This window comes from Halopseudomonas sp. T1L2, assembly GCF_055397385.1.
Genome location: NZ_AP040865.1, coordinates 1961539 through 1985994 on the forward strand (window position 1 = coordinate 1961539; position 24456 = coordinate 1985994).

Sequence of the window (24456 nt, forward strand, 5' to 3'; positions counted from 1 at the left end):
CCGACACTCTCGGCCAGAGCACATCTACGACCAAGGTTCACCCCGTTTTTGCTTGGTATCGGCCGGCGATGCGCCTATAATGCCGGCCAGTTTTCAACTATGGCCCCTCAGGTAACCCATGAGCTACGACAAGATCCCCGCCGGCAAAGACATTCCCAACGACATCTACGTCGCTATCGAAATCCCAGCCAACCATGCGCCGATCAAGTACGAGATCGACAAGGACAGCAGCACCCTGTTCGTTGATCGCTTCATGGCGACCCCGATGTTCTACCCGGCCAACTACGGCTACATCCCGAACACCCTGGCTGACGACGGCGATCCGCTGGACGTGCTGGTCGTTACCCCGCATCCGGTCGCTCCCGGCGCAGTTATCCGTGCACGCCCGGTTGGCGTTCTGCACATGACCGACGATGGCGGCGGAGATGCCAAACTGATCGCCGTCCCGCACGACAAGCTGAGCGTGCTGTACCGCGATATCAAGGAATACACCGACCTGCCGGAACTGCTGATCCAGCAAATCCAGCACTTCTTCGAGAACTACAAGGATCTCGAACCCGGCAAGTGGGTCAAGATTGACCGCTGGGGCGGCGCTGATGAAGCCCGCGCGGAAATCGTCAAGGCTGTAAACGCTTACCAAAAATAAGCGTTTCGCCCCGCTAAAAAGCCGGCCACAAGCTGGCTTTTTTTATGCCTGCACGGCAGAGTCTCGCCATGACCGACCGCTACTTTGACCACCTGGGCGCCCGTTTCGCCCAGCGCATCTATGACAGCCCCAAGGGTGCCATTCGTCTGGCCGTGTTGCAGCGCGACCTGCAGCAATGGCTGCCGGCATTGCTGCAGGCAGAATCGCCGCTGCACATTCTCGACATTGGCGCCGGCCTCGGCCAGATCAGCGGCTGGCTGGCTGGCCTCGGCCATCAGCTCACCGTCGCCGAACCTTCAGAAGCGATGCTTGATGCGGCCCGTGAGCGCATCAACGCCAGCAACCCCGCCCTGCCCGTACGCTTCATGCAGGCGCCGCTGCAGGATCTCGCCGCGCAGGGTGAACGGTATGACCTGGTGATCTGTCATGCGGTACTGGAATGGCTGGCCGACCCGGCGCAGGCGCTGCAGCAACTGGCCGCCCTCGTGCAGCCCGCCGGCGCGCTGTCCCTCGCGTTCTACAACCGCGACGCACTGATCTACAAGAATCTGGTCAAGGGTCAGTTCAAAAAGCTGCGCAAGAAGCCGTTGTCCGGCCAGGGCACGAGCGGGCTGACCCCGCAGCAGCCGATTGACCCGCGTGACGCCATGCAGTGGATCGCCGCGGCGAGCCTTAGCTGCCTGGCCACCAGCGGCGTACGGGTGTTCTATGACTACATGCCGGAGCCCTTCTGCAGTAACAGCAGCCTCGAAGATCTGATTGAATACGAGCTGCGCTACAGCCAGCATCCTGCCTACCAGCATCTGGGACGCTACCTGCACTGGTGGCTGCGCCCGGCTACTACGCTCGACTAACCGCGAACCACACGGTTACGCCCCTCACGCTTTGCCCGGTAAAGTGCAGCATCAGCACGGGCGATGAGATTCTGAGCAGCGCCATCCACATCCTGCGCTGCGGCCAATGCGGTCCCCAGGCTGATGGTAACCTCCAGCGGACCATCTTCCAGCTCGAAGGCGTGGCGACAAAAACTCTCGCGCAAACGCTCTGCAACGGTATCCAGCTCATCCTGACCCTGTACCAGCGCTAATACCGCCAGCTCCTCGCCGCCCAGCCGCAATGCCAGGTCGTGCGGACGAATCGTCGCCACCATGCGCTGGCCGGCCTGAATCAGCACTTGGTCACCACCAGCGTGCCCACGCTCATCATTGATCCGCTTGAAATGATCCAGATCGCCATAGACAAAGCCGACCAGCAACCCCTCGCGCTCGGCACGACTGATGATCGCAGGCAACATGGTGCGCAACCCCTGACGGTTCCACAACTGCGTCAATGGATCAATCAGCGCCCGCCGCTCGGCCGCACCCAGCGCCTCCTGCAGCCAGACCGCATCCATGCGCAACTGATGCGCAACAAACAGGGCCTCCAGCAACTGTTGAAAGTCGCCCATCGCCTCACGTTCGCTGTCGGTCAGCTCACGCGGCGCGGTATCGTGCACACAGAACGAGCCGATCCTGCTGCCATCGGGCGCATGCAGGGCAATGCCCGCATAAAAACGCACAAACGGATAGCCGGTTACGGCCGGATTATCGAAAAAGCGCTCATCGGCGTGCGCATCCTGCACGTAGAGAATATCGTCGGACAGAATGGTGTGACCGCAGAACGAAACGTTGCGCGGCCCTTCAAGATTCGTCGCTCCGATGCGCCCCTTGAACCACTGGCGATCAGAGTCGATCAGGGTCACCAGCGTACTGCCCACGCCAAACATCCGCTGAGCGATGCGCAGCAATGCATCAATATGCGGATCAGGTGGCGTATCCAGCAGTTGCATGGCGCGGAGCGCGGCCAGACGCTGCTGTTCATCTGCCGGTATGGACGCCTCTATCATTGCTCTTCTCCCATTACTGCCCAGCCCTTTCAGCATCACTTCTAATCTAGCTGCATCCAGCGGTCCGTGCGCCAGAGCCAGGCAAACCAGCCCCCCAGAAGCAGCGAGCGCAACGCCATAAACGTCAAAAAGCCAAACCAGACAAGATGATTACCTTGGCCTTGCAAGGCCCACGCCAGCGGCAAGTAGCACACCAGCGCGAGCAGCATGGTATTGCGCATGGCCAACGCGCGGGACGCGCCGATGAACAAGCCGTCAAGCAGATAACTCCAAACGGTCACCAGCGGCATGATCGTAACCCAGACCAGATACTGCCGGGCCAGTGCCCTCACCTCCGGCAAATCCGTAAGCAAACGAATGAGCAGATCGCCGCCCAGAGCAAACGCCGCAACAAAAGCCAGGCTCAGCACCAGCGACCAGCCGGTGGTAATCACCAGCACCTGGACCAGCCCACGCTTGTCCCGCTTGCCCAGGGCGTGACCGCCAAGCGCTTCGAGCGCGTGTGCCAGACCATCAAGCGCATGGGAGGTAATCAGCAGAAAGTTGAGCAGCACCGCGTTGGCCGCGACCACCTCATCTCCGAGCCTGGCACCCTGCACCACCAGCAGATAGAACACCGACTGCAGCGCCAGGGTACGAATGAGAATGTCCCGATTGACCCGCAGCAGCGGCGCCGCGCCTTTGAGCCTGAGACCTCGCACCCAGTCAAACGCCCCGGGATATTGCCGCAGGGTAGACCGCACAAGCGCGAGCCCGAGCAGCAAGCCGAGCACATCACCGCAGACGCTGGCCCAGGCCGCACCCTGCACGCCCAGATCCAGCCCAACCACCAGCAGCACATCCAGCAGCATATTGGTCAGGTTGACGGTCAGCAGCATCGCGAACGGCACGCGGCTGTTCTGGGCGCCGATAAACCAGCCGATCAGCACAAAGTTGGCCAGTGCCGCCGGCAGACTGATCAGGCGAATCTGAAAATAGGCGCGGGCCTGCTCAAGCAGCGCCTCACTGCTCTGCAGATAGTGCAGCCCCATATTTAGCAGCGGCGTGCGAAACAGCCAGACCAGTGCACTGATCAACACCGCCAGCCAGATTGCCTGCAGCAGGATACGTCGGAGCTGATCGCCATCTGCGCTGCCACAGGCCTGCGCCGCAAACCCGGTGGTACCCATGCGCAGAAAGCCCGTTGCCCAGAGCACGAAGGTAAACAGCGTGCTGCCAACAGCCACAGCGCCCAGATGATGAGCCCCGTCCATATGCCCGATAACCGCGGTATCGACCAACCCGACCAGCGGCACACTGATATTGGAGAGAATCAGCGGCAGCGCGATATGCCAAACCCGGCGCTGCGCCAGCGGGTCGCGCCAGGCGCTCAGCAGTTGCCGCCGAAGGATCACCCGCTCAGCCTCCGGCGCGCTTGACCTTGAACCCTTCCGCCACCAGCAGCTCGCAGACCTGATCGGCCTTGTCGCCCTGAATCTCGATAATGCCGTCCTTGACCGCGCCGCCACAGCCGCAGCGATTCTTCAGCCGCTTGGCCAGCGCCTTGAGGTCATCGGCGTTCAGCAGTACACCGGTCACGGTGGTTACCGTCTTGCCACCGCGGCCTTTGGTTTCCCGGCGCACCCGGGCGATGCCGTCACCCTCGGGGATAGCCTGGTCAGCACAGCGACATTGCGCCACCGGCTGTTCACAGCCCGGGCACAGACGCCCGGCATCGGTCGAATACACCAGGCCACCCAGGGCCTGCAAACCGGTTTTTTTCATGCATGAAGTTCCAATGACGAGTGTTGCAACAGACGCGCCAGCGCTTCCAGGGAGTCGGGAGCGTATTGCTCCCCCGCACGCTGCCAGTCACTGCGCGGGTCTACCCAGCGCACCGCTTGCACCTCTTCCGGCTGCAGCGTCAGCGGGCCATCCCAGCGGCAACTGAATACCCCGCCCCACAGCTGGCTCTCGGCCGAGTTGAAGAAAAATCGGAAGTGTTCGGTCAACGGCACACCGGCTACCCCCAGCTCTTCGGCCAGCTCCCGTTCAGCGCCCTGCAGATAACTCTCACCAGCCGCCACTACACCGCCAGCGGCCACATCCCAGAAGGAAGGATACAGGCGCTTGTGCGGCGTGCGCTGATGCACACACAGCTCACCACGGGAGTTGAATACGAAGATAAAGGTACAACGGGTAATCAGGCCACGGGACTGGGCGTCGGCACGCGACACGATACCCAGTTCACGATCCTGCTCATCGACATGAATCACCCGCTCGCTGCCGGAGGCCTGAAGATAGGCCGCGATGTGTTGCTGATCCACAAATCAGCCCTGTTCCAGCAAGCGGCGCAGCTCAATCATGCCGGCGTTGGCACGGGACAGATAGTTGGCCATGACCAGCGAATGGTTGGCCAGCATGCCGAAGCCGTCACCATTCAGCACCATCGGACTCCACAGCGTCTGCTGGGTGGCTTCCAGTTCACGGATGATCTGCTGCAGGCTTACCAGCGCGTTCTTCTTCTCAAGCACATCGGCGAAGTCATGCTCAACCGCACGCAGCAGTTGCACCAGGGCCCAGGAAGTACCGCGAGCCTCGTAGAACACGTCGTCGATTTCCAGCCAGGGCGTTGTCTCGCCAAGCTTTCCGCCGGTCGTCAACGGCGCGCGCCCCACACTGGCAGACAGGCGTTGCGACATGGAGCCAAGACGGGTGCTGACATCCCCTACCCAGCTGGAGAGGTTGTCTGCACGGGAGTAGAAGTCCGCCTCACCGCGTTGCAGGCGTTCGATATAGCTGTCGAGTGAGCGAATACCGTCGCGATATTCGCTTTCGCTGGCCGGCATGGCCCAGCTGTTGTTGTCGAAATGCAGCCGCGGCTCCGCCTTGGCCAGATCACGGTCCTCGGTAGACTGCGACTGCGAACGCGCCATATCGCGGCGCAGCGCACGGGTCATGTCACGCACCTGAACCAGCACGCCATACTCCCAGCGCGGCATGTTATCCAGCCACAGACCGGGCGGCATGATGTCGTTGCTCAGGTAGCCACCCGGCTTCTCAAGCAGGGTCTGCACCACAGCTCGCAGGGTGCGGGCGGTGTATTCGCCATTGACCATCTCGGGTTGCGGGGCACCGGCAACCGGCTCCAGATCAGGCTCGCTGCTCCAGTACCAGCCCACCAGCAGGCAGATAAAGAGCCAGACCACAACCAGTGCGAGCACTGCACTGCTTACCAGTGAGCCATGACCGTCGCCGCCCGTAGCTGCGTTGCGCTTGCCAAATTTCATATTCCGACTCCTGTGGCTGTTCTGCGGACCAGCATATCACGGCTGTTTGAATGTGCTGCGCAGATCAGCGCAAACGCACTGCCGGGGGCGCGCCATCATCCGGCCAGCGCATTCATCAAGCTGTCACACAACTGACATTATTATCCCGGCAGTCCGATTCTACCGGGGTACTGCCATGCGCCTGAAATCTCTCACCCTGTTCAATACCGTGCTGCTCGCTGCTGCCGGCGTAGCGCTGGGTGCCAGCCTGTGGTGGTCGCAACAAGCGTTGAAGGCTCCCTATGCACTGATGGACGCCTATCTCAACATGGTCGGACAGACCCAATCCCTGCAACAGGACACCGAGGCCTACCGCCAGCACGGTGATGCCCTGCGCCTGCAACAGGCCCAGAATACGGCTGCCGCCTTGCAACAAAACCTGCAGCAGTTCCCGGAAACCATCCGCCAGCCATTCGACGCACCTCTGGCAGAGTTTGTCGAGTTTATGCAGACCGATCTGCTGGCGGTCGGCAAGCTGGCCGGTGATCCGCAGGCATTACTGATTCAGGCCGAGCGCGAAGTGCTGGCCGAGCTTTCACACCTGGCTGCCTACAGCCGCGACGGACAACGCCAGGGCGCTGAGGCGGCGGCAGATTATGTGCGCCTGATTGACGAATTGCAGGCCAACCTGGTGCGGATCAGCCTGGCAAGAGCCCGCCTGTTCAGCCAGAACGATCCCGCCTTGATTGAAAACCTGCAGCGCCTGCTTGCCACCACACGCCAGAACGCCGACGAGCTCGACCGGCTGCCGCTGCTCGGCGTGGTCGAGGCGCAGCAGAAAAGCAACGACCCCTTCGCCTCATTGCTGGGTGTCGATACAGGCAGCAAGGCAAGCGCCAGCGACCCTGGCAGCGACTACAAGCGCGCCCTGCAATCGCTGCTCAACCGCTACCCGGCAGAACTGGAACGAACCAGCGCATTGATCAGCGAGCGCGCCAGACTGCAACAGATCACCGGCGAGCGGATCGCCGGCCTGCTGCAAGGGGCCGAGCAAATGCGGCCGGCACTGACCGCTGCCCGCGACCGTGTCACCGCCCAGGTGCGCAACGTTCAGTTGGGCATCATCGCCATGCTGATTCTGATCGCGATTCTGATCGAGCGCATGCAGCGCTCCCTGGCCAACGGCATCAGCCAGTTCGCGCCGGTCCTGTCGACCTACGCCGGCGGTGACTTCACCAAGCCCGTTGCTACCCGCAGTCGGGTACAGGAACTGAAACAGCTCGAGCATTCGGCCAACCAGTTGCGCCAGTATCTGATCGAACTGGTGACCACCATCAATCAGCAGGCCGAGGCACTGAGCGGCACCAGCGACGACCTGGAAAGACTGTCTGCCGACACCCATGACCGGGCAGCCCAGCAACAGCGCGACACCCAGTCAATCAACCAGGATATCGGCGGCATGGACGAAGCCATCCGTCTGGTGGCCACCAACGCCGGCGAAAGCGCCGAGCTGGCACGGATCGCCAACCGCGAGGTGCGCGATGGCCAGCAGGTGATTGGCGGCACCATCGCCCAGATGCAGCAACTGGTGGTCGAGGTACAGAACAGCGCCCGTACCATCGACCGCATGGTGGCCGAATCAGACACCATTGGCAGCGTGCTGGAGGTTATTCAGGGCATTGCCGAGCAAACCAACCTGCTGGCCCTGAACGCCGCCATTGAGGCGGCCCGGGCTGGTGAGGCCGGGCGCGGTTTTGCCGTGGTCGCCGATGAAGTGCGGGGGCTGGCCCAGCGCACTGCCGGCTCGACCCAGGAAATCCGTCAGCTTATCGAACGGCTCCAACAGGTGGCTCGCCAGTCCGCCGGTCAGATGGAAGAGCAGGTCAAGCACGCACGCAATACCGCAGAGCAAGGCCAACTGGCGGACGCGGCACTGGGCCGCATCGTCAACGCCATCGAGCGCATCAATGAATTGGCCGAGCATATCGCAACCCACACCGACGCCCAGTCTGATCGGGTGCGCACCATCCGAGAAAACAGCCAGCAGATTCACCATCTGAGCGAGGCCAACCTCGGCATGGTGGTGCATACCCGCCAGCATACCCAGCAGATCAGCCAGCGCAGCCGCGCCCTGCTGTCGGCGGTCTCCGCCTTCCGAATCTGACCGGCTGAGCCATTCAGCAACAATTGCGGCACTGCGCCTCATGGCCAGTGCCTTTCACCTGCCTGCGTCAGCCTTTATGATGACCGTCCACTTTTCGGTCGGTTATCCCATGCGCGCGTTTCGTTTTTGCCTGATGCTGCTGGTATTGCTAAGCGCCAGCGTCCACGCCCAACTCTCCGGCAATGGCTCTCTTACCGGGCTGATCCAGAGCGGCAGCAGCCAAAATACCTTTCTGCCGGTTCATCAGGCCTTTCGCCCGGATATTCTTGACGCCAGCGCGCAACAGGTCACGGTCATCTTTGAAATGGCGCCTGGTTACTACCTGTATCGCCACCGCCTGCACCTGAGCAACCCGCAAAGCCCGGACCAAGACCTGCAGATCAGCCTGCCGGAAGGCAAACACAAGACAGACGAGTATTTCGGCGACGTTGAGGTCTACTACGACCAATTGCAGATTCAGCTCGACGCCAGCCAATTGACCGCAGGTCAGACCCAGCTGCGGGTCGGCTTCCAGGGCTGCGCCGACGCGGGTCTTTGTTACCCGCCGGAAACCGTCATGCTGGATCTGCCGGCACCGGCTACCGGCGGCACCACAGCAAGCAGCAACGCCTCTGCCACAGAGCCGGCAACGGCAACAGCCCCCGACGATCAGGAGCATGATCGCCTGATGACCTGGCTGCTGTTTCTGCTGGCCGGCATCGGCCTGACCTTTACCCCGTGCGTACTGCCCATGCTGCCGATTCTCTCCAGCATGGTGTTGGGCCGCAGCCATATCAGCCGTGGCCGCGCGCTGTCGCTTTCGCTTGGCTACGTGCTTGGCATGGCCGTGACGCTGGCCATTGTCGGCGCCCTGATCGGCAGCTTCGGCGCCGCCCTCAACCTGCAGGCGCGGCTGCAATCACCCTGGATACTGGGCACCTTCGCGGTGTTCTTCGTGCTGTTCGCACTGGCCATGTTCGGCCTGTTCGATCTGCGCTTGCCCGAGTTCCTGCGCGAACCGCTGGAACGCCTGAATCGCCGAGCCCACGGCGGCTCGCTGCCCGGCGCCACTGCCATGGGTGCGCTGTCGACACTGGTGGTATCGCCCTGCATCTCTGCACCGCTGGCCGGCGCGCTGGTCTACATCAGCAGCACCGGGGACACCATAGGCGGCGGCCTAAACCTGTTCGCCCTGGGTCTGGGCATGGGGGTGCCGCTGATTCTGGTAACCCTGTTCGGCAAGAGCCTGCTGCCCGGTTCCGGCCCGTGGATGGAAACGGTCAAGCATCTGTTCGGCTTTGGCTTGCTGGCAGTCGCCATCTGGCTGCTTGAACGTGTCCTGCCGGGCCCGATAAGCCTCGCCCTGTGGGCTGCATTGGCCGCAGGTCTCGCCGTGCGGCTCGGGCTGATGCAAGGCGGCAACTACCTTCGTCAGACCATAGCCCTGCTGTTTGCGCTGTATGCCGCAGCCGCGCTGTTCGGCGCACTGGCTGGCGGCGAAGACCCGCTCAGGCCGCTGCAGCCACTGGCTGGCGGCAGCGCGACTCAGCCGGCCACTGCGGCTTTCACGCTGATCAGGGAGCCCGTCGAACTCGAACGCCAGCTGGCTTTGGCTGCCGAGCGCGGCCAGCCCGCGATCGTCGATGTTTATGCCGACTGGTGCATCAGCTGCAAGATCATGGAGCGCACCATCCTCAGCCAACCAGAGGTACAGGCACTGCTGGCCAACCATCTGCGCATCAAGCTTGATCTGACCGACAACAGCCCGGAACAACGAGCCTGGCTGACCCGCCACCAGTTGTTCGGCCCACCCGCCTACCTGTTTTTTGCCACCAACGGACAGGAACGCCGTGACCTGCGCATTCAGGGCGAAGTCTCACTGGAAGAATTCAGCAGCCTCGCCAGCCAGTCCGCGCAGGAAAAGATTGCGCCATAATGCAGCCATCATGCTGACATCTGATGTCAACAGTCCACTTCTGGACAGGCCGACCTGATTACGGCAAACTGCCGGAAAAATCTTGACTGACGGGTCACTGCCGCAGCGCACCCGTCCTGCAATGGAATACACGCACAATGGCCAGCATCCTGGTCCTCCACGGACCCAACCTGAACCGCCTCGGCAGCCGTGAACCCGGCGTCTACGGCGCGACGACACTGGATCAGATCAACCAGCACCTGCGCGAACTGGCCAGCCAGCAGGGGCATCATCTGCTCAGCCTGCAAAGCAACGCCGAGCATGAGTTGATCGAACGCATTCATGCCGCGGGTGACGAAGCCATCGACTTCATCATCATCAATCCGGCTGCTTTTACCCACACCAGCGTCGCAATACGTGACGCATTGCTCGCAGTGAGCATCCCATTCATCGAAGTTCACTTATCCAACGTGTATAAGCGCGAACCCTTCCGTCATCACTCCTACTTTTCGGACGTAGCCGAGGGAGTGATCTGCGGTCTGGGAGCCAAGGGCTACGAGCTGGCCCTGCAAGCCGCGATACACAAGATCGACCAAAACTGATTACGCAACCTGCTCTGGAGTGCATGCATCAATGGATATTCGCAAAGTCAAAAAACTCATCGAACTTCTGGAAGAGTCCGGCATCGACGAACTGGAAATACATGAGGGCGAGGAGTCGGTTCGCATCAGCCGTCACAGCCAGCACGCACCGGTACCGCAGTATCAGGTAGCCCCTGCTCCGGCCCCGGTTGCCGCCGCGCCTGCACCGGCCGCCGCACCGGCCGCCGAGCCAGCAGCTCCGGCCGAACCGAGTGGCCACCTGGTTCGCTCGCCGATGGTTGGCACCTTCTACCGCTCGCCGTCCCCGACTGCGGCCGTATTCGTTGAAGTGGGCCAGACCGTCAAGGCCGGCGACGTGCTGTGCATCGTCGAGGCGATGAAGATGATGAACCACATCGAAGCCGACAAGAGCGGCGTGGTCCAGGCGATTCTGGTAGACAACGGCCAGCCGGTCGAATTCGATCAACCGCTGTTCAGCATCGCCTGAGCCCGGGCCGGAGGCTTAGATGCAAAAAGTACTAGTTGCCAACCGAGGTGAAATTGCCCTGCGCGTGATCCGCGCGTGCAAGGAACTCGGTCTGAAAACCGTGGCAGTGCACTCCACTGCCGACCGCGAGCTGATGCACCTGGCCATGGCAGACGAAACCGTCTGCATCGGCCCGGCACCGGCGACCGATTCCTACCTGAATATTCCGGCGATCATCAGCGCTGCAGAGGTCACCGGCGCTGACGGTATCCACCCCGGCTACGGCTTCCTCGCCGAGCGTGCAGACTTTGCCGAGCAGGTGGAAAACTCCGGATTCACCTTCATCGGCCCGAGCGCCAGCGTGATCCGCCTGATGGGCGACAAGGTCTCCGCGATTGCCGCCATGAAGGAAACCGGCGTACCAACCGTGCCCGGCTCCGATGGCCCACTGCCGGAAGACGAAGCCGAGTGCCTGAAGATTGCCCAGCGCGTCGGCTACCCGGTCATCATCAAGGCCGCCGGTGGCGGTGGCGGTCGCGGCATGCGCGTCGTGCATGAAGAGTCCGAGCTGATCAAGTCGATCAAGCTGACCCAGGTTGAAGCGGGCGCTGCCTTCGGCAACCCGATGGTCTATCTGGAAAAGTTCCTGACCAATCCGCGTCACGTGGAAGTGCAGGTACTGTCGGACGGTCAGGGCAATGCCGTTCACCTGGGCGACCGCGACTGCTCGCTGCAGCGCCGTCACCAGAAGATCATCGAAGAAGCGCCGGCACCCGGCATCGACGAGAAGGCGCGCGCCGAAGTTCAGGCCCGCTGCGTTCAGGCCTGTATCGATCTGGGCTACCGTGGCGCAGGCACCTTCGAGTTTCTGTATGAAAACGGCGAGTTCTATTTCATCGAAATGAATACCCGCGTACAGGTTGAGCATCCGGTTTCGGAAATGGTCACCGGCATCGACATCGTCAAGGAGCAGATCCTTGTCGCATCGGGCCAGCCGCTGAGCATTCGCCAGGAAGATGTTGTCATTCGTGGCCACGCCATCGAGTGCCGCATCAACGCCGAAGATCCGAAGACCTTTATGCCCAGCCCCGGCACGGTCACCTTCTTCCACGCTCCAGGCGGCAACGGCATCCGTGTCGACTCCCACCTGTACAGTGGCTACAAGGTTCCGCCGAACTACGACTCGCTGATCGGCAAGCTGATCGCCTACGGCGCGACGCGCGATGAAGCGCTTGCACGTATGCGCAACGCCATCGACGAGCTGGTAGTAGACGGCATCAAGACCAACACAGCACTGCACCGTGAACTGGTCCGCGACCCCGGCTTCTGCAAGGGCGGCGTCAACATTCACTATCTGGAGCACAAGCTGGCAGGGAAGTAACTGCAAGCTGCAGGCTCACAGCGTATTATCTGCACCATTCGGGGGAGCGAATTATCGCTCCCCTTCTTTTTCTGCTGATCTTGCAGCTTGAAGCTTGCCGCTTGAAGCTGCGCCAAAGGAGCCCCCATGTCCTGGCTGCAACTGCGTCTTGCCATCACCCCTGAACAGGCCCCCGCGCTGGAAGATCAACTGCTCGACCTGGGCGCGGTATCCGTGACCTTTATGGACGCCGAAGACCAGCCCATTTTCGAGCCGGATCTGGGCACTACCCCGCTGTGGTCCAACACGCACTTGCTTGCCCTGTTCGAGGCCGATACCGACCCGGATGCCCTGCTTCAGCATTTGCGCCTGCTGTGGCAAGCCGAGCTGCCAGCGCATGAGCTGGAGCAGATTGAAGATCAGGACTGGGAGCGCAGCTGGATGGACAACTTCCACCCCATGCATTTCGGTGAGCGCCTGTGGATCGTGCCCAGCTGGCATGCAGCGCCAGAGCCGGACGCGGTCAACCTGTTGCTGGACCCCGGTCTGGCGTTCGGTACCGGTACCCACCCGACGACATCACTGTGCCTGCAATGGCTGGACGCACAGCAGCTGCAAGGCAAGACACTGATCGACTTCGGCTGCGGCTCAGGTATCCTGGCCATCGCCGGCCTGTTGCTGGGTGCAGAGCACGCCGTCGGTACCGATATCGACATTCAGGCACTCGAGGCCTCGCGCGACAACGCCCAGCGCAACCAGGTTGCCGATGACCGCTTTGATCTCTATCTGCCCGAGCAGATGCCGGATACACCGGCTGATGTGCTGGTGGCCAATATCCTCGCCGGCCCGCTGGTCAGCCTGGCGCCGCGTCTGGCCAGCCTGGTAAAACCCGGGGGCCTGCTGGCCCTGTCCGGCATCCTCGCGGAACAGACCGACGAGATTCTGCAGGCTTACCGCGACGACTTCGAGCTGGACCCGGTCGCCAACCAGGAAGGCTGGATTCGGGTCAGCGGCCGTCGCCGGTGACAGCCCGCCCCTGATCCGGGCAGAATACCGACTCGAACAGCAAACCTCCGCAACAGGACAGCCGGCCATCCATGAGTGAACTGCAGGTCACCCAGTGCCCCTTCTGCAAGACGCACTTTCGTCTGACTCATGAGCAACTGCATGCCGCCGCAGGGCATGTCCGTTGCGGCGCCTGCCTCAAGGTGTTCAACGCCTTGCCTCAGAGCGCAATGGCAGACCTGCCGGCAGCGCCCGAACGGCCCGTGAGCTCCCATCGGGAGGATTTTCTGATCCATGACGACCTGGAACTGGACGACCTGGATCTGGAAGCCCTGGGTCTGGACGAGTCCATTCTCGACGAGATCAATCCATCTGCAGCTGGCAGCCCACCCCCTGCAACCGGCGACGTCGACCCTGCAGATGACGTGACGCCGGCCCGCGGTAAAACCGACGCCAGGATCGGAACCAGCCTTGACGCATTGATTGAAGATGAGCCGGATCTCGACGAATCCTTTCTGGCGACGCCACCTGCGCGTGATATCGGCCCGTTAAGCGCCAGTCGCTCGACCACCAACGATACCGCCTCAGCGCCGGCACAGGTGGTGCCGTCCACTCCCCTCATGCCCGACGACCGCATCGTGCCGCAACCGGACGACACCGACGAGCCGATACACCGTGATCGCAGGGAGCCCGCGTTCTCAGTGGTGCCCGATACGGAGACGGACAGCGTACCGGCACAAAGAGAGCCGGCCTTTGGCGATCTGCTGCACCTGCCGGAGCTGGAAGATGAGCCCTTGCCGTTCGAAGCACCACTTAGCCGACGTCGCGCACGCCACAACTGGCTGTGGGGCATCCTGTGTCTGCTCGCAATAGCGGCTCTGGCCACCCAGGCTGCGCTGTACAACCTGGATGCGTGGGCGCGCAATGCACAGTTGCGCCCCACGCTGGAGAGTATCTGTCTGATTACCGGCTGCCGCCTGCCGGCGCGCGTCGATATCAGCCAGATTCGGAGCAGCAACCTGCTGGTCCGCCCGCACCCGGAGTTTCCGAACACGCTGGACATCAATCTCATCATCTACAACCGAGCCGATTTCGACCAGCCATTCCCGGTCATCCGCATGGCATTCAGCGATAGCCGCGGCCGCGTTACAACGACCCGCGACTTTCGTCCCACCGAGTACCTGGCCGGCGAGCTGGCGGGGCGCACTCTGATGCCGTCACAGACGCCGATACATATCGCCTTGAGCATGGTCGCCCCGAGCCAGCAGGCAACCAGTTACCAGCTGGACTTCGTCACGCCCTGAGCCTTTCGTCGGCGCGCACCGCTGGCTGTCGCGCGGTGCCGCCAATTGGCCTAAACTCGCTGGTCAGCTGTACAAAAAACACCCAGAACAGTCTTTAACCGGTCATGCTTTGCGGGTATCATGTGCGCCCTTTTCGCCCATCTTCGCCCTGAGCCAGAGCGGACGGGATACAGCGACCCGCCAGCCGCACTGAAAACCGACAGTACAGGGATGGACCAGCAGTGATCAGTATCGGACCCTATCAACTCACCAATCGTGTGATTCTGGCCCCGATGGCCGGCGTTACCGATCAGCCCTTCCGGCAGCTGTGCCGGCGACTGGGTGCCGGGCTGGTCGTGTCCGAAATGGTGACCAGTGATACCCGGCTGTGGAACAGCCGCAAGTCACGTCTGCGTCTGGTGCATGAGGGTGAGCCCGAGCCACGCTCGGTGCAGATTGCCGGTGGCGATCCCGAGATGATGGCACAGGCGGCGCGGATGAACGCCGAGCTGGGCGCACAGATTATCGACATCAATATGGGCTGCCCGGCAAAGAAGGTTTGCAACAAGGCCGCTGGTTCTGCGCTGTTACGCGACGAGCCGCTGGTTGCAGCCATCTGCGAGGCCGTGGTTCAGGCCGTTGATATTCCCGTTACCCTGAAAATCAGGACCGGCTGGGATCCGGAGAATCGCAACGCCCTGCGGGTAGCGCGGATTGCCGAAGACAGTGGCATTCAGGCGCTTGCCGTGCATGGCCGCACCCGCTCCGAGCTATACACCGGTCACGCCGAGTACGACACCATTGCCGCAGTCAAGCAAAGCATCCGTATCCCGGTATTCGCCAACGGCGATATCACCAGCCCGGACAAGGCCCGCCAGGTCCTGCAGCACACTGGCGCTGACGCCGTCATGATTGGCCGTGCTGCCCAGGGCCGCCCGTGGATCTTCCGCGAGATTGACCACTTTCTGCGTACAGGCCAATACCTTCCGCCCGCGTCACTGGATGAGCAGCAGCAGATTCTGACCGACCATCTGAGCGCACTGCATGCCTTTTACGGCGCCGAGCACGGCGCCCGTATAGCCCGCAAGCACGTCAGCTGGTATCTGCAAACCCTGCCTGGCGCCACCGAGTTTCGCAGGGAGTTCAACCGCATTACCGATGCGCACCAGCAACACATCGCCATCACGCATTACTTCGCCCGTCTGCTGGAAGGAGATCTGGCAGCATGATTTACGACACCACCCTACCTGATGGAAGCCACACCGTGAGTGACAGCAGTCAATCCATCATCCCGGCAACCGGGATTGATGACATCCGCACCCCGAGAACGCTGCGCGACAGTGTCGAAGAGGCCCTGCACAACTATTTCCAGCATCTCGAAGGCCAGGACGTTACCGACGTCTACAACATGGTGCTTTCGGAGGTCGAAGCACCGCTGCTTGAGAGCGTGATGAATTACGTCAAGGGCAACCAGACGCGAGCCTCGGAAGTGCTGGGCCTGAACCGCGGAACGCTGCGCAAGAAGCTCAAACAGTACGGACTGCTCTGAAGCTGCCAGCCAGAATTGCCTCCACTTGAAGCTTGAGGCTTGTAGCTTGAAGCTGATTTTTTGAACCTAGCCTGGATCCAAGATGACCGATCAAACTACCCGCCTGCCGGTACGCCGCGCACTGATCAGCGTTTCCGACAAGACTGGCATCGTCGACTTTGCCCGCGAGCTTACCGCCCAGGGCGTTGAAATCCTCTCCACCGGTGGCACCTACAAGCTGCTGTGCGAACAGGGCATCAAGGCTGTTGAAGTAGCCGACTACACCGGTTTTCCGGAAATGATGGACGGCCGGGTCAAGACCCTGCATCCGAAGATCCACGGTGGTATCCTCGGTCGTCGCGACCTCGATGGCGACGTCATGGCGCAGCACGGTATCCAGCCAATCGACATGGTCGTGGTCAACCTCTATCCGTTCGCCGCCACCGTCGCCAAGCCCGGTTGCACCCTGCCCGACGCCATCGAGAACATCGACATTGGTGGCCCGACCATGGTTCGCAGCGCAGCAAAGAACCACAAGGACGTCGCCATCGTCGTCAACGCCAGCGATTACGACAGCATCGTGGAAGCCCTGAAGAGCGGCGGCCTGACCTACTCCCAGCGCTTTGACCTGGCCCTGAAGGCGTTCGAGCACACCGCTGCCTACGACGGCATGATCGCCAACTACCTCGGCACCATTGAGCAGACCCGCGACACCCTGAGCACCGAAGACCGCGCTACCTTCCCGCGCACCTTCAACAGCCAGTTCATCAAGGTGCAGGACATGCGCTACGGCGAGAACCCGCACCAGGCCGCCGCCTTCTATAAGGAAGCTGCCCCGGCCGAAGCCAGCATCGCCACCGCGACCCAGCTGCAGGGCAAGGAACTGTCCTACAACAACGTAGCCGACACCGACGCCGCGCTGGAATGCGTCAAGAGCTTCACCAAACCGGCCTGCGTCATCGTCAAGCACGCCAACCCCTGCGGCGTGGCGGTGGTCCCGGAAGACGAAGGCGGCATCCGCAAAGCCTACGATCTGGCCTGGGCAACCGACAGCGAATCCGCCTTTGGCGGCATCATTGCCTTCAACCGTGAGCTGGACGGTGCCACCGCCGCCGCCATCGTTGAGCGTCAGTTCGTTGAAGTCATCATCGCCCCGCGCATCAGCGCCGAAGCCCGTGCTGCGGTCGCCGCCAAGGCCAACGTGCGCCTGCTGGAATGCGGCGAATGGGGCACCGAGCGCAGCGCCGACTGGGACTACAAACGCGTTAACGGGGGTCTGCTGGTGCAGAGCCGCGATATCGGCATGATCACCGCAGATAACCTCAAGGTGGTTACCAAGCGCGCGCCCACCGAACAGGAAATCCACGACCTGGTGTTCGCCTGGAAAGTCGCCAAGTTCGTCAAATCCAATGCCATCGTCTACGCCAAAGGCCGCCAGACCATCGGTGTCGGCGCCGGCCAGATGAGCCGCGTCAACTCCGCCCGTATCGCCGCCATCAAGGCAGAGCACGCCGGCCTGCAGGTTGCGGGTGCGGTCATGGCATCCGATGCCTTCTTCCCGTTCCGCGACGGTATCGACAACGCCGCCAAGGTGGGCATCAGCGCCGTTATCCAGCCCGGCGGCTCCATGCGCGATCAGGAAGTGATTGACGCAGCCGACGAAGCCGGCATGGCCATGGTCTTCACCGGCATGCGCCATTTCCGTCACTAATCCCTGAGCCGCAAGCTGCAAGCCGCAAGCAGAGCGCCCAAACAGCGCCGCTTGCAGCGTGAAGCTTGAAGCTCTCTCCACAGGAGAGTTACATGAATGTACTCATTATCGGCAGCGGCGGGCGTGAGCACGCGCTGGCGTGGAAAGTGGCGCAGGACGAGCGCGTCGAGAAGGTCTTTGTCGCCCCAGGCAACGCCGGCACAGCGATTGAGGCCAAGTGCGAAAACGTCGCCATCGACGTGCTGGAACTGGACAAGCTGGTTGCCTTTGCCAAGGACAATGTCAGCCTGACCATCGTCGGCCCCGAAGCCCCGCTGGTTGCTGGTGTTGTTGACCGTTTCCGCGCGCACGGCCTGCCCTGCTTTGGCCCGACCGCCGGGGCCGCGCAACTGGAAGGCTCCAAGGCCTTCACCAAGGACTTTCTGGCCCGTCACCAGATTCCAACTGCCGAGTACCAGAACTTTACCGAGATCGAGCCCGCGCTGGCTTACCTGCGCGAGAAAGGCGCACCGATCGTCATCAAGGCCGACGGCCTGGCTGCTGGCAAGGGCGTGATCGTTGCCATGACGTTGCAGGAAGCCGAGGATGCCGTGCGCGACATGCTGGCCGGCAACGCCTTCGGCGAAGCAGGTTCACGCGTGGTCATTGAGGAGTTTCTCGACGGCGAAGAGGCCAGCTTCATCGTCATGGTCGACGGCGAACACGTGCTGCCGATGGCGACCAGCCAGGATCACAAGCGCGTTGGCGACGGCGATACCGGCCCCAATACCGGCGGCATGGGCGCCTACTCCCCTGCCCCGGTGGTGACCGACGAGGTCCACCAGCGGGTCATGGAACAGGTCATCTGGCCGACCGTGCGCGGCATGGCTGCCGAAGGCAACATCTATACCGGCTTCCTCTACGCCGGTCTGATGATCGACGCCGACGGCAATCCCAAGGTCATCGAGTTCAACTGCCGTTTCGGCGATCCGGAAACCCAGCCGATCATGCTGCGCCTGCAATCAAGCCTCGTTACCCTGGTTGAAGCAGCCAATGCAGGCACCCTGGATCAGGTCAGCGCCCAATGGGATCCGCGTTGCAGTCTCGGCGTTGTGCTGGCTGCCGGCGGCTACCCTGCCGACTACGCCAAGGGCGACGTCATCAGCGGACTGGAAGAGGCGGTCAGCGACAATGGCAAGGTGTTCCATGCCGGCACTGCGCTGAAAGATGGCCAGGTCGTTACCAGCGGCGGTCGGGTCCTCTGCGCCACCGCGCTTGGCGAGACCGTCAAGGCCGCCCAGCAGGGCGCTTACGAGCTGGCCCGACAGATAAGCTGGAAAGGGAGCTTCTACCGCAGCGATATCGGCTACCGCGCCATCGCCCGGGAGAGCTGAACAAGGCACGGCCGGACAGGAGACTGTCCGGCCGTTGCATTTCTGCAGGCAGATGGCTGCGCTATACTGGCCAACGCATTGTATCAACCGGACACCAGAACCAAGGACAGGACTCAATCGTGAAGCAGATCAGCTCGTTGATACTCGCCCTGATTCTGGGTATCGCCTTCACGTTCACTACCTGGATCGACAAGGTACAAAGCGGCACGCCCGCTTATCGAACCTATGTCGACGCCAGCGGCGAGTTGCTGCTGCAGGACATCCTGTCCAACCGCTACGCCAACCGCTTCGTACCCGCACCTTCCGCGCCTCTTAGCCTGCCCGGCAAACCGGGTGCGCTGTGGGTCGAAGTCCGTCTCGACAATGTCGAGAACCGATTACTGATCCTCGAAAACCCCAGCATCGCGCTGATCGAGGTCTATCGATTGCAAAACGGCGAGGCCAGCCACCTCTATCGCACGGGCAGCCGGATGCCGGCCGACACCCGGCCATTGCCATTCCATGGCTTTGCTTTCCCGCTTGAGGCCAGTACCAGCGCTGGCGACACCCTGATTCTGCGCCTGCAGAACGATTACCCGCTGAGCACCCGAATCGAGCTACTGGATGTCAAGGAAGCCTCGGCACGCCACAGCATGCAGCAGACGCTCCAGGGCATACTGGTCGGTCTGATGCTGGCCCTGGTGCTGCATTGTCTGTTGCACGGCGTGCTGGGACGCGACCCGTTCCACCTGCTGCTGGGCGGTGCAAGCCTGCTGATGTCGATCAGCAGCCTGAGCGGTTTGAGCTGGATTGCCGAGGCTATGCCGCGACTGTACGGTCATCCCGGCGAAATCGTTCATCTCAGTGCCTATCCGCTGCTGGCCCTGCTGACGTGCTCGCTGCTGGGTAACGACAGCCGCAGCAATCGACGTCATGCCATTTACGCAGCTGCGGTCGTAACGGCACTGCTGACAGCTGGCTGCGCGGTGTTCCCGTCGCTTTCGCGTCTGCTCATCCATACCGTTCACATCGGCCTGCCCGCGGCCCTGCTGCTGCTTGCGTACTGGGTAAGCATCCGCGAGCAACGTTTGGACGTCCCCTTCACCAGTGCAACCTGCCTGCTGCTGGGTAACGGCCTGATGGAGGCCATGGCTGGCCAGCAACAGCCGGAGGCCTATCTGGCGGAGCTGCTGCTCTGGAGTGCGCTGGTGGGTTACAGCTGGAGCCTTTATCGCCGCCTGCAGGGAATCATCAGTCGCCGCGCACGCGACCGCCAGGACAGCGCAACCGCGCGTGCCGAGCAACGCGCCAAGGCCGAGTTTCTGGCACGTATCAGCCACGAGATCCGGACGCCGATGAACGGTGTTCTGGGCATGAGTGAACTGCTGCTTGATACCGCCCTGTCCGCCAAACAGCGTGATTACGTGCAGACCATCCATGGCTCCGGCAACGACCTGCTCAACCTGATCAACGAAATTCTCGACATGTCGCGGCTGGAGTCCGGTCAGTTGACCCTCGAACGGGTGCAGTTCGATCTGCATGCGCTGGTCAACGATTGCCTCGATATCTACCGCGCCCGCGCCGAAGGACAGGGCATTGAACTGATCGGCTTCGTCCACCCGGAGGTACCTCGCACCCTTCAGGGCGACCCTACACGCCTGCGTCAGATCCTGATGAACCTCCTTGCCAACGCCCTGCACTATACGGAACAGGGTGAGGTGCTGCTGGTGGTCGGAATGGAACAGAAAGATGGCGCTCCTCAGCTGCGCTTTGCAATTCAGGACACCGGCGCCGGCATGCCGGAAGATGCATGCAACAGTCTGCTCAACAGCGATTTCAAGGTCACCCGCTTCCTCGATCAGTCCGATACTGACGGCAAGTTGCCACTGGTGATCACCCGCCAGTTGATCGGCATGATGAAGGGCCAACTCGGCATCAAGTATGCCAACGACCAGGGCACCACCGTCTGGTTTACCCTGCCGGCAAGCAGCATCGATGCAGGGCTTGACGCAGACACGGATGGCAGCAGCCTGACTGACCGCAATGTGCTGATCGTTGACGACAACGCCACCTGCCGCAAGGTCCTGCAACAGCAAACCGCAGCCTGGGGCATGCGCGCGCAATGCGCATCAAACGGTCGCGAGGCACTGGCCCTGCTGCGCAGCCAGGCCAACCTGGGCAATCCGTTCGAAATCATTCTGCTCGATCAGTCGATGCCCGGCATGAGCGGCGTTGAACTGGCCGCCCGCATCAAGGACGACCCGACCATAAACAGCGATCTGCTGATCATCATGCTGACCGGAATCAATCAGGTACCCAGTCGGGTCATTGCCCGCAATGCCGGTATTCGCCGGATTCTCAGCAAACCGGTTGCCGGCTATACCCTGCGCACCACTCTGATAGACGAGTGGGCACAGCGCCGTACCCCGGCCCAGGACAGCAGTGACCGCGACCAGCCGGTCGCGACCCGGGAGGAAAACCACTTCAGGGTTCTGGTTGCCGAAGACAACGCGATTTCAACCAAGGTCATTCTCGGCATGCTGGCAAAGCTGCAGGTGTCTGCCACAGCGGTGGATAACGGCGCCAGAGCGCTGGAGGCAGTGCAGCAGCAGCCCTTTGACCTGGTACTGATGGACTGCGAAATGCCCGAAATGGATGGCTTCACCGCTGCCGAACGCATACGCCAGTGGGAGCAGCGTACTGGCAGCCAGCCGATTCCAATCATCGCCCTGACCGCCCATATCCTTCCCGAGCACCGCGAGCGGGCACGCAAGGCCGGCATGAACGGCCATATGGCAAAACCGGTGGAGCTGAGCCAGTTACGCGAACAATTGCAACACTGGCGCGAACTCAAAGCCGAGAGCGACCTGTCCCTGCTCTGAGGTTCTCACCTCTAACAGGCCGACGCGGCGGCATAGTCGGCCCACCAGCGCATCCAGATTTCGTTCAGCATGACGGAGCCCTCTGTGAATTGCAGCGGCGCCTGACGACGCCACCTGATAATCACTGTAGGCAGAGAATGCTCTCACGGCCATTCGAAAACGGCTATCAGCACAATAGCCCCGTCGCCTCTATCCGCGACGGGCCGGCTTGCGCCTTCCGCCTGACGGCTTGCCAGCCCCCTTCCCTGCGCCCTTGCCCGCGCCAGTCTCGCGCGGCGGCAGTCCGGTATGCTGGGTGAGCACGCGCCCGGCCTTCTTGCTGCCGGCGGGTGTCGAGTTCTTGCGGCGGGCGCTCTGGTATCCGGCCACTGCGGGCTGGAATGCCGGAATCAGCTGATGCTTGCCGTTGCCAATCAGATCAGCGCGACCCATATTGGTCAGCGCCTCGCGCAGCATCGGCCAGTTGTTCGGATCGTGATAGCGCAAAAAAGCCTTATGCAGGCGCCGCTGGCGCTCGCCCTTGACGATGTTCACGCCGTCGCTCTTGTAGGTGACCTTGCGCAGCGGGTTCTTGCCCGAGTGGTACATGGCCGTCGCAGTCGCCATAGGTGACGGGTAGAACGCCTGCACCTGATCAGCGCGGAAGCCGTTGCGCTTGAGCCAGAGCGCCAGGTTCATCATATCCTCATCGGTGGTGCCCGGATGCGCGGCGATGAAGTACGGGATCAGGTACTGCTCCTTGCCCGCCTCTTTCGAGAACTTCTCGAACATCTGTTTGAAGCGATCGTAGGAGCCGATGCCCGGCTTCATCATCTTGGTCAGCGGCCCTTCTTCAGTATGCTCCGGAGCAATCTTCAGGTAACCGCCCACGTGGTGGGTGACCAGCTCCTTGACGTATTCCGGCGACTCCACGGCCAGGTCGTAACGCAGCCCGGAGGCAATCAGAATCTTCTTCACCCCCGGCAGATCACGAGCCTTGCGATACAGTGAGATCAATGACGAGTGATCGGTATTGAGGTTCTCGCAAATACCGGGGAACACGCAGGATGGCTTGCGGCAGGCAGCCTCGATTTCCGGGCTTTTGCAGGCGATGCGATACATGTTGGCCGTTGGCCCGCCGAGATCCGAAATCACCCCGGTAAAGCCGGGAACCCGGTCGCGAATTTCTTCGATTTCGCGAATGATCGAGTCGTGTGACCGATTCTGTATGATGCGCCCCTCGTGCTCGGTGATCGAGCAGAAGGTACAGCCACCAAAGCAGCCACGCATGATGTTGACCGAGAAACGAATCATTTCGTAAGCCGGAATGCGCGCATCACCATAGGCCGGATGCGGAACGCGGGCGTACGGCAGACCGAACACGTAGTCCATCTCTTCAGTCGACAACGGAATTGGCGGAGGGTTGAACCACACATCGCGGTCACCATGGCGCTGCACCAGAGCCCGGGCGTTGCCCGGGTTGGTTTCCAGATGCAGCACGCGGTTGGCGTGAGCATAGAGAACCGGATCGCCTTTGACCTTATCGAACGCAGGAAGGCGGATCACCGTGCGGTCACGCTCCAGGCGCGGATGCGGCAGCAGCTCGACTACCTGAACATCATCGTCACTTTGCTGGTCCGGGCCCTTGGCCTGCTCTACAGCGCAGGCTGCTGTGTCCTGAGTATTGACGTAGGGATTGATGATCTTGTCGATCTTGCCGGGGCGATCGATGCGGGTCGAATCCAGCTCGAACCAGCCCTCGGGGGTATCACGACGCACAAAGGCCGTGCCACGCACGTCGGTAATACTCCGGATCGGCTCGCCGCGGCTCAGACGATGGGCCACCTCGACGATAGCCCGCTCGGCATTGCCGTAGAGAAGAATATCGGCCTTGGCATCGATCAACAGCGAATGGCGAACCTTGTCCTGCCAGTAGTCATAGTGGGCAATGCGGCGCAGCGATGCCTCAATCCCGCCGAGCACAACCGGCACATCCTTGAACGCCTCACGGCAGCGCTGGCTGTAGACCAGGCTGGCACGATCCGGGCGCTTGCCGCCACTGCCACCGGGCGTATAGGCGTCATCGGAGCGCACCTTGCGGTCAGCCGTGTAGCGGTTGATCATCGAGTCCATATTGCCGGCAGCCACACCGAAAAACAGGTTTGGCTTGCCCAGCTTCATGAAGTCATCTTTGCTGTGCCAGTCCGGCTGGCTGATGATACCAACGCGGTAACCCTGCGCCTCGAGCAGCCGCCCGATAATGGCCATGCCGAACGACGGATGGTCGACATAGGCGTCGCCGGTAACAATGATCACGTCGCAGCTGTCCCAGCCGAGCAGGTCCATCTCCTCCCGACTCATCGGCAGGAAAGGCGCCGGACCGAAGCACTCGGCCCAGTAACGCGGGTAGTCGAACAGTTGGTGCTTCGCGACCGGAATGCTGACCGCCAT

20 protein-coding genes are annotated in these 24456 nt (G+C 61.8%); 14 read left to right on the top strand and 6 right to left on the bottom strand.

Features of this window, described 5'->3' with window-relative positions; translation table 11 throughout:
- The first annotated feature begins 118 nt into the window (after positions 1-118).
- Both ppa and ACZ5WQ_RS09210 read left to right on the top strand, forming a co-directional pair.
- Positions 119-646 (top strand): inorganic diphosphatase, encoded by a 528-nt coding sequence (ppa, locus tag ACZ5WQ_RS09205; protein WP_088273467.1) that lies wholly within the window; start codon positions 119-121, stop codon positions 644-646.
- A gap of 68 nt (positions 647-714) precedes the next feature.
- Positions 715-1500 (top strand): methyltransferase domain-containing protein, encoded by a 786-nt coding sequence (locus tag ACZ5WQ_RS09210; protein ID WP_228245233.1) that lies wholly within the window; start codon positions 715-717, stop codon positions 1498-1500.
- Here ACZ5WQ_RS09210 and ACZ5WQ_RS09215 read toward each other — a convergent pair.
- From ACZ5WQ_RS09215 to ACZ5WQ_RS09235, 5 genes are read right to left on the bottom strand one after another with little or no spacing between them, the layout of a single operon-like run.
- Positions 1497-2531, bottom strand: a complete 1035-nt coding sequence (locus ACZ5WQ_RS09215; RefSeq protein WP_464382207.1) for a GGDEF domain-containing protein — start codon at positions 2529-2531, stop codon at positions 1497-1499. The genes ACZ5WQ_RS09210 and ACZ5WQ_RS09215 overlap by 4 nt on opposite strands.
- Positions 2532-2572: 41 nt before the next feature.
- Positions 2573-3925: an MATE family efflux transporter gene (locus ACZ5WQ_RS09220; RefSeq protein WP_464382208.1), complete on the bottom strand. Its 1353-nt coding sequence runs from the start codon at positions 3923-3925 to the stop codon at positions 2573-2575.
- A gap of 4 nt (positions 3926-3929) precedes the next feature.
- A complete protein-coding gene (locus ACZ5WQ_RS09225) occupies positions 3930-4295 on the bottom strand; it encodes a translation initiation factor Sui1 (protein ID WP_088273464.1) in 366 nt (121 codons plus the stop codon).
- Positions 4292-4837, bottom strand: coding sequence for an NUDIX hydrolase (locus ACZ5WQ_RS09230; RefSeq protein WP_464382209.1), 546 nt, complete (start codon positions 4835-4837; stop codon positions 4292-4294). The genes ACZ5WQ_RS09225 and ACZ5WQ_RS09230 overlap by 4 nt, the downstream gene beginning before the upstream one ends.
- 3 nt (positions 4838-4840) lie before the next feature.
- Complete coding sequence (locus ACZ5WQ_RS09235) at positions 4841-5800, bottom strand: DUF2333 family protein (protein ID WP_088273913.1); 960 nt, start codon at positions 5798-5800, stop codon at positions 4841-4843.
- 175 nt (positions 5801-5975) lie between these two features.
- On the opposite strand from ACZ5WQ_RS09235, the gene ACZ5WQ_RS09240 reads away from it, so the two are divergent.
- The 12 genes from ACZ5WQ_RS09240 to ACZ5WQ_RS09295 all read left to right on the top strand — a co-directional run bounded on the left by ACZ5WQ_RS09240 (position 5976) and on the right by ACZ5WQ_RS09295 (position 22026).
- Positions 5976-7943 (top strand): methyl-accepting chemotaxis protein, encoded by a 1968-nt coding sequence (locus ACZ5WQ_RS09240; protein ID WP_233048326.1) that lies wholly within the window; start codon positions 5976-5978, stop codon positions 7941-7943.
- 109 nt (positions 7944-8052) lie between these two features.
- On the top strand, positions 8053-9858 hold the full coding sequence (gene dsbD, locus ACZ5WQ_RS09245; protein ID WP_464382210.1) for a protein-disulfide reductase DsbD: 1806 nt from the start codon (positions 8053-8055) through the stop codon (positions 9856-9858).
- A 137-nt stretch (positions 9859-9995) separates the two neighbouring features.
- Entirely contained in the window at positions 9996-10439 is a 444-nt protein-coding gene (gene aroQ / locus ACZ5WQ_RS09250) for a type II 3-dehydroquinate dehydratase (protein ID WP_228245221.1), read from the top strand.
- A 31-nt stretch (positions 10440-10470) separates the two neighbouring features.
- Positions 10471-10926 (top strand): acetyl-CoA carboxylase biotin carboxyl carrier protein, encoded by a 456-nt coding sequence (gene accB, locus ACZ5WQ_RS09255; protein WP_233048328.1) that lies wholly within the window; start codon positions 10471-10473, stop codon positions 10924-10926.
- A gap of 19 nt (positions 10927-10945) precedes the next feature.
- Positions 10946-12286, top strand: a complete 1341-nt coding sequence (gene accC / locus ACZ5WQ_RS09260) for an acetyl-CoA carboxylase biotin carboxylase subunit (RefSeq protein ID WP_088273459.1) — start codon at positions 10946-10948, stop codon at positions 12284-12286.
- Positions 12287-12412: 126 nt separating this feature from the next.
- On the top strand, positions 12413-13291 hold the full coding sequence (gene prmA, locus ACZ5WQ_RS09265; RefSeq protein WP_464382211.1) for a 50S ribosomal protein L11 methyltransferase: 879 nt from the start codon (positions 12413-12415) through the stop codon (positions 13289-13291).
- 71 nt (positions 13292-13362) lie between these two features.
- The gene (locus ACZ5WQ_RS09270; RefSeq protein WP_464382212.1) at positions 13363-14574 is read left to right on the top strand and encodes a DUF3426 domain-containing protein; all 1212 of its coding nucleotides are present in this window, start codon (positions 13363-13365) and stop codon (positions 14572-14574) included.
- Positions 14575-14846: 272 nt separating this feature from the next.
- A complete protein-coding gene (gene dusB, locus ACZ5WQ_RS09275; protein WP_464383641.1) occupies positions 14847-15782 on the top strand; it encodes a tRNA dihydrouridine synthase DusB in 936 nt (311 codons plus the stop codon).
- The gene (gene fis / locus ACZ5WQ_RS09280; RefSeq protein WP_088273456.1) at positions 15779-16102 is read left to right on the top strand and encodes a DNA-binding transcriptional regulator Fis; all 324 of its coding nucleotides are present in this window, start codon (positions 15779-15781) and stop codon (positions 16100-16102) included. The genes dusB and fis overlap by 4 nt, the downstream gene beginning before the upstream one ends.
- 82 nt (positions 16103-16184) lie before the next feature.
- The gene (gene purH, locus ACZ5WQ_RS09285; RefSeq protein WP_464382213.1) at positions 16185-17792 is read left to right on the top strand and encodes a bifunctional phosphoribosylaminoimidazolecarboxamide formyltransferase/IMP cyclohydrolase; all 1608 of its coding nucleotides are present in this window, start codon (positions 16185-16187) and stop codon (positions 17790-17792) included.
- Between the two features lie 92 nt (positions 17793-17884).
- The gene (purD, locus tag ACZ5WQ_RS09290) at positions 17885-19165 is read left to right on the top strand and encodes a phosphoribosylamine--glycine ligase (protein ID WP_464382214.1); all 1281 of its coding nucleotides are present in this window, start codon (positions 17885-17887) and stop codon (positions 19163-19165) included.
- 119 nt (positions 19166-19284) lie between these two features.
- Positions 19285-22026 (top strand): response regulator, encoded by a 2742-nt coding sequence (locus tag ACZ5WQ_RS09295; RefSeq protein ID WP_285676429.1) that lies wholly within the window; start codon positions 19285-19287, stop codon positions 22024-22026.
- 189 nt (positions 22027-22215) lie between these two features.
- Here ACZ5WQ_RS09295 and ACZ5WQ_RS09300 read toward each other — a convergent pair whose 3' ends face one another.
- Positions 22216-24456 (bottom strand): YgiQ family radical SAM protein, encoded by a 2241-nt coding sequence (locus ACZ5WQ_RS09300; protein WP_464382215.1) that lies wholly within the window; start codon positions 24454-24456, stop codon positions 22216-22218.

Excerpts from the sequence above, each read along its gene's own strand:
- purH (WP_464382213.1), top strand. The coding sequence starts at position 16,185 with ATGACCGATCAAACTACCCGCCTGCCGGTACGCCGCGCACTGATCAGC.
- ACZ5WQ_RS09240 (WP_233048326.1), top strand. The coding sequence starts at position 5,976 with ATGCGCCTGAAATCTCTCACCCTGTTCAATACCGTGCTGCTCGCTGCT.
- ACZ5WQ_RS09215 (WP_464382207.1), bottom strand. The coding sequence starts at position 2,531 with ATGATAGAGGCGTCCATACCGGCAGATGAACAGCAGCGTCTGGCCGCG.
- accB (WP_233048328.1), top strand. The coding sequence starts at position 10,471 with ATGGATATTCGCAAAGTCAAAAAACTCATCGAACTTCTGGAAGAGTCC.
- prmA (WP_464382211.1), top strand. The coding sequence starts at position 12,413 with ATGTCCTGGCTGCAACTGCGTCTTGCCATCACCCCTGAACAGGCCCCC.
- aroQ (WP_228245221.1), top strand. The coding sequence starts at position 9,996 with ATGGCCAGCATCCTGGTCCTCCACGGACCCAACCTGAACCGCCTCGGC.
- ACZ5WQ_RS09210 (WP_228245233.1), top strand. The coding sequence starts at position 715 with ATGACCGACCGCTACTTTGACCACCTGGGCGCCCGTTTCGCCCAGCGC.
- ACZ5WQ_RS09300 (WP_464382215.1), bottom strand. The coding sequence starts at position 24,456 with ATGGCGGTCAGCATTCCGGTCGCGAAGCACCAACTGTTCGACTACCCG.
- purD (WP_464382214.1), top strand. The coding sequence starts at position 17,885 with ATGAATGTACTCATTATCGGCAGCGGCGGGCGTGAGCACGCGCTGGCG.
- ACZ5WQ_RS09270 (WP_464382212.1), top strand. The coding sequence starts at position 13,363 with ATGAGTGAACTGCAGGTCACCCAGTGCCCCTTCTGCAAGACGCACTTT.
- ppa (WP_088273467.1), top strand. The coding sequence starts at position 119 with ATGAGCTACGACAAGATCCCCGCCGGCAAAGACATTCCCAACGACATC.
- accC (WP_088273459.1), top strand. The coding sequence starts at position 10,946 with ATGCAAAAAGTACTAGTTGCCAACCGAGGTGAAATTGCCCTGCGCGTG.
- fis (WP_088273456.1), top strand. The coding sequence starts at position 15,779 with ATGATTTACGACACCACCCTACCTGATGGAAGCCACACCGTGAGTGAC.
- ACZ5WQ_RS09235 (WP_088273913.1), bottom strand. The coding sequence starts at position 5,800 with ATGAAATTTGGCAAGCGCAACGCAGCTACGGGCGGCGACGGTCATGGC.
- ACZ5WQ_RS09225 (WP_088273464.1), bottom strand. The coding sequence starts at position 4,295 with ATGAAAAAAACCGGTTTGCAGGCCCTGGGTGGCCTGGTGTATTCGACC.
- dusB (WP_464383641.1), top strand. The coding sequence starts at position 14,847 with ATGGCCGGCGTTACCGATCAGCCCTTCCGGCAGCTGTGCCGGCGACTG.
- dsbD (WP_464382210.1), top strand. The coding sequence starts at position 8,053 with ATGCGCGCGTTTCGTTTTTGCCTGATGCTGCTGGTATTGCTAAGCGCC.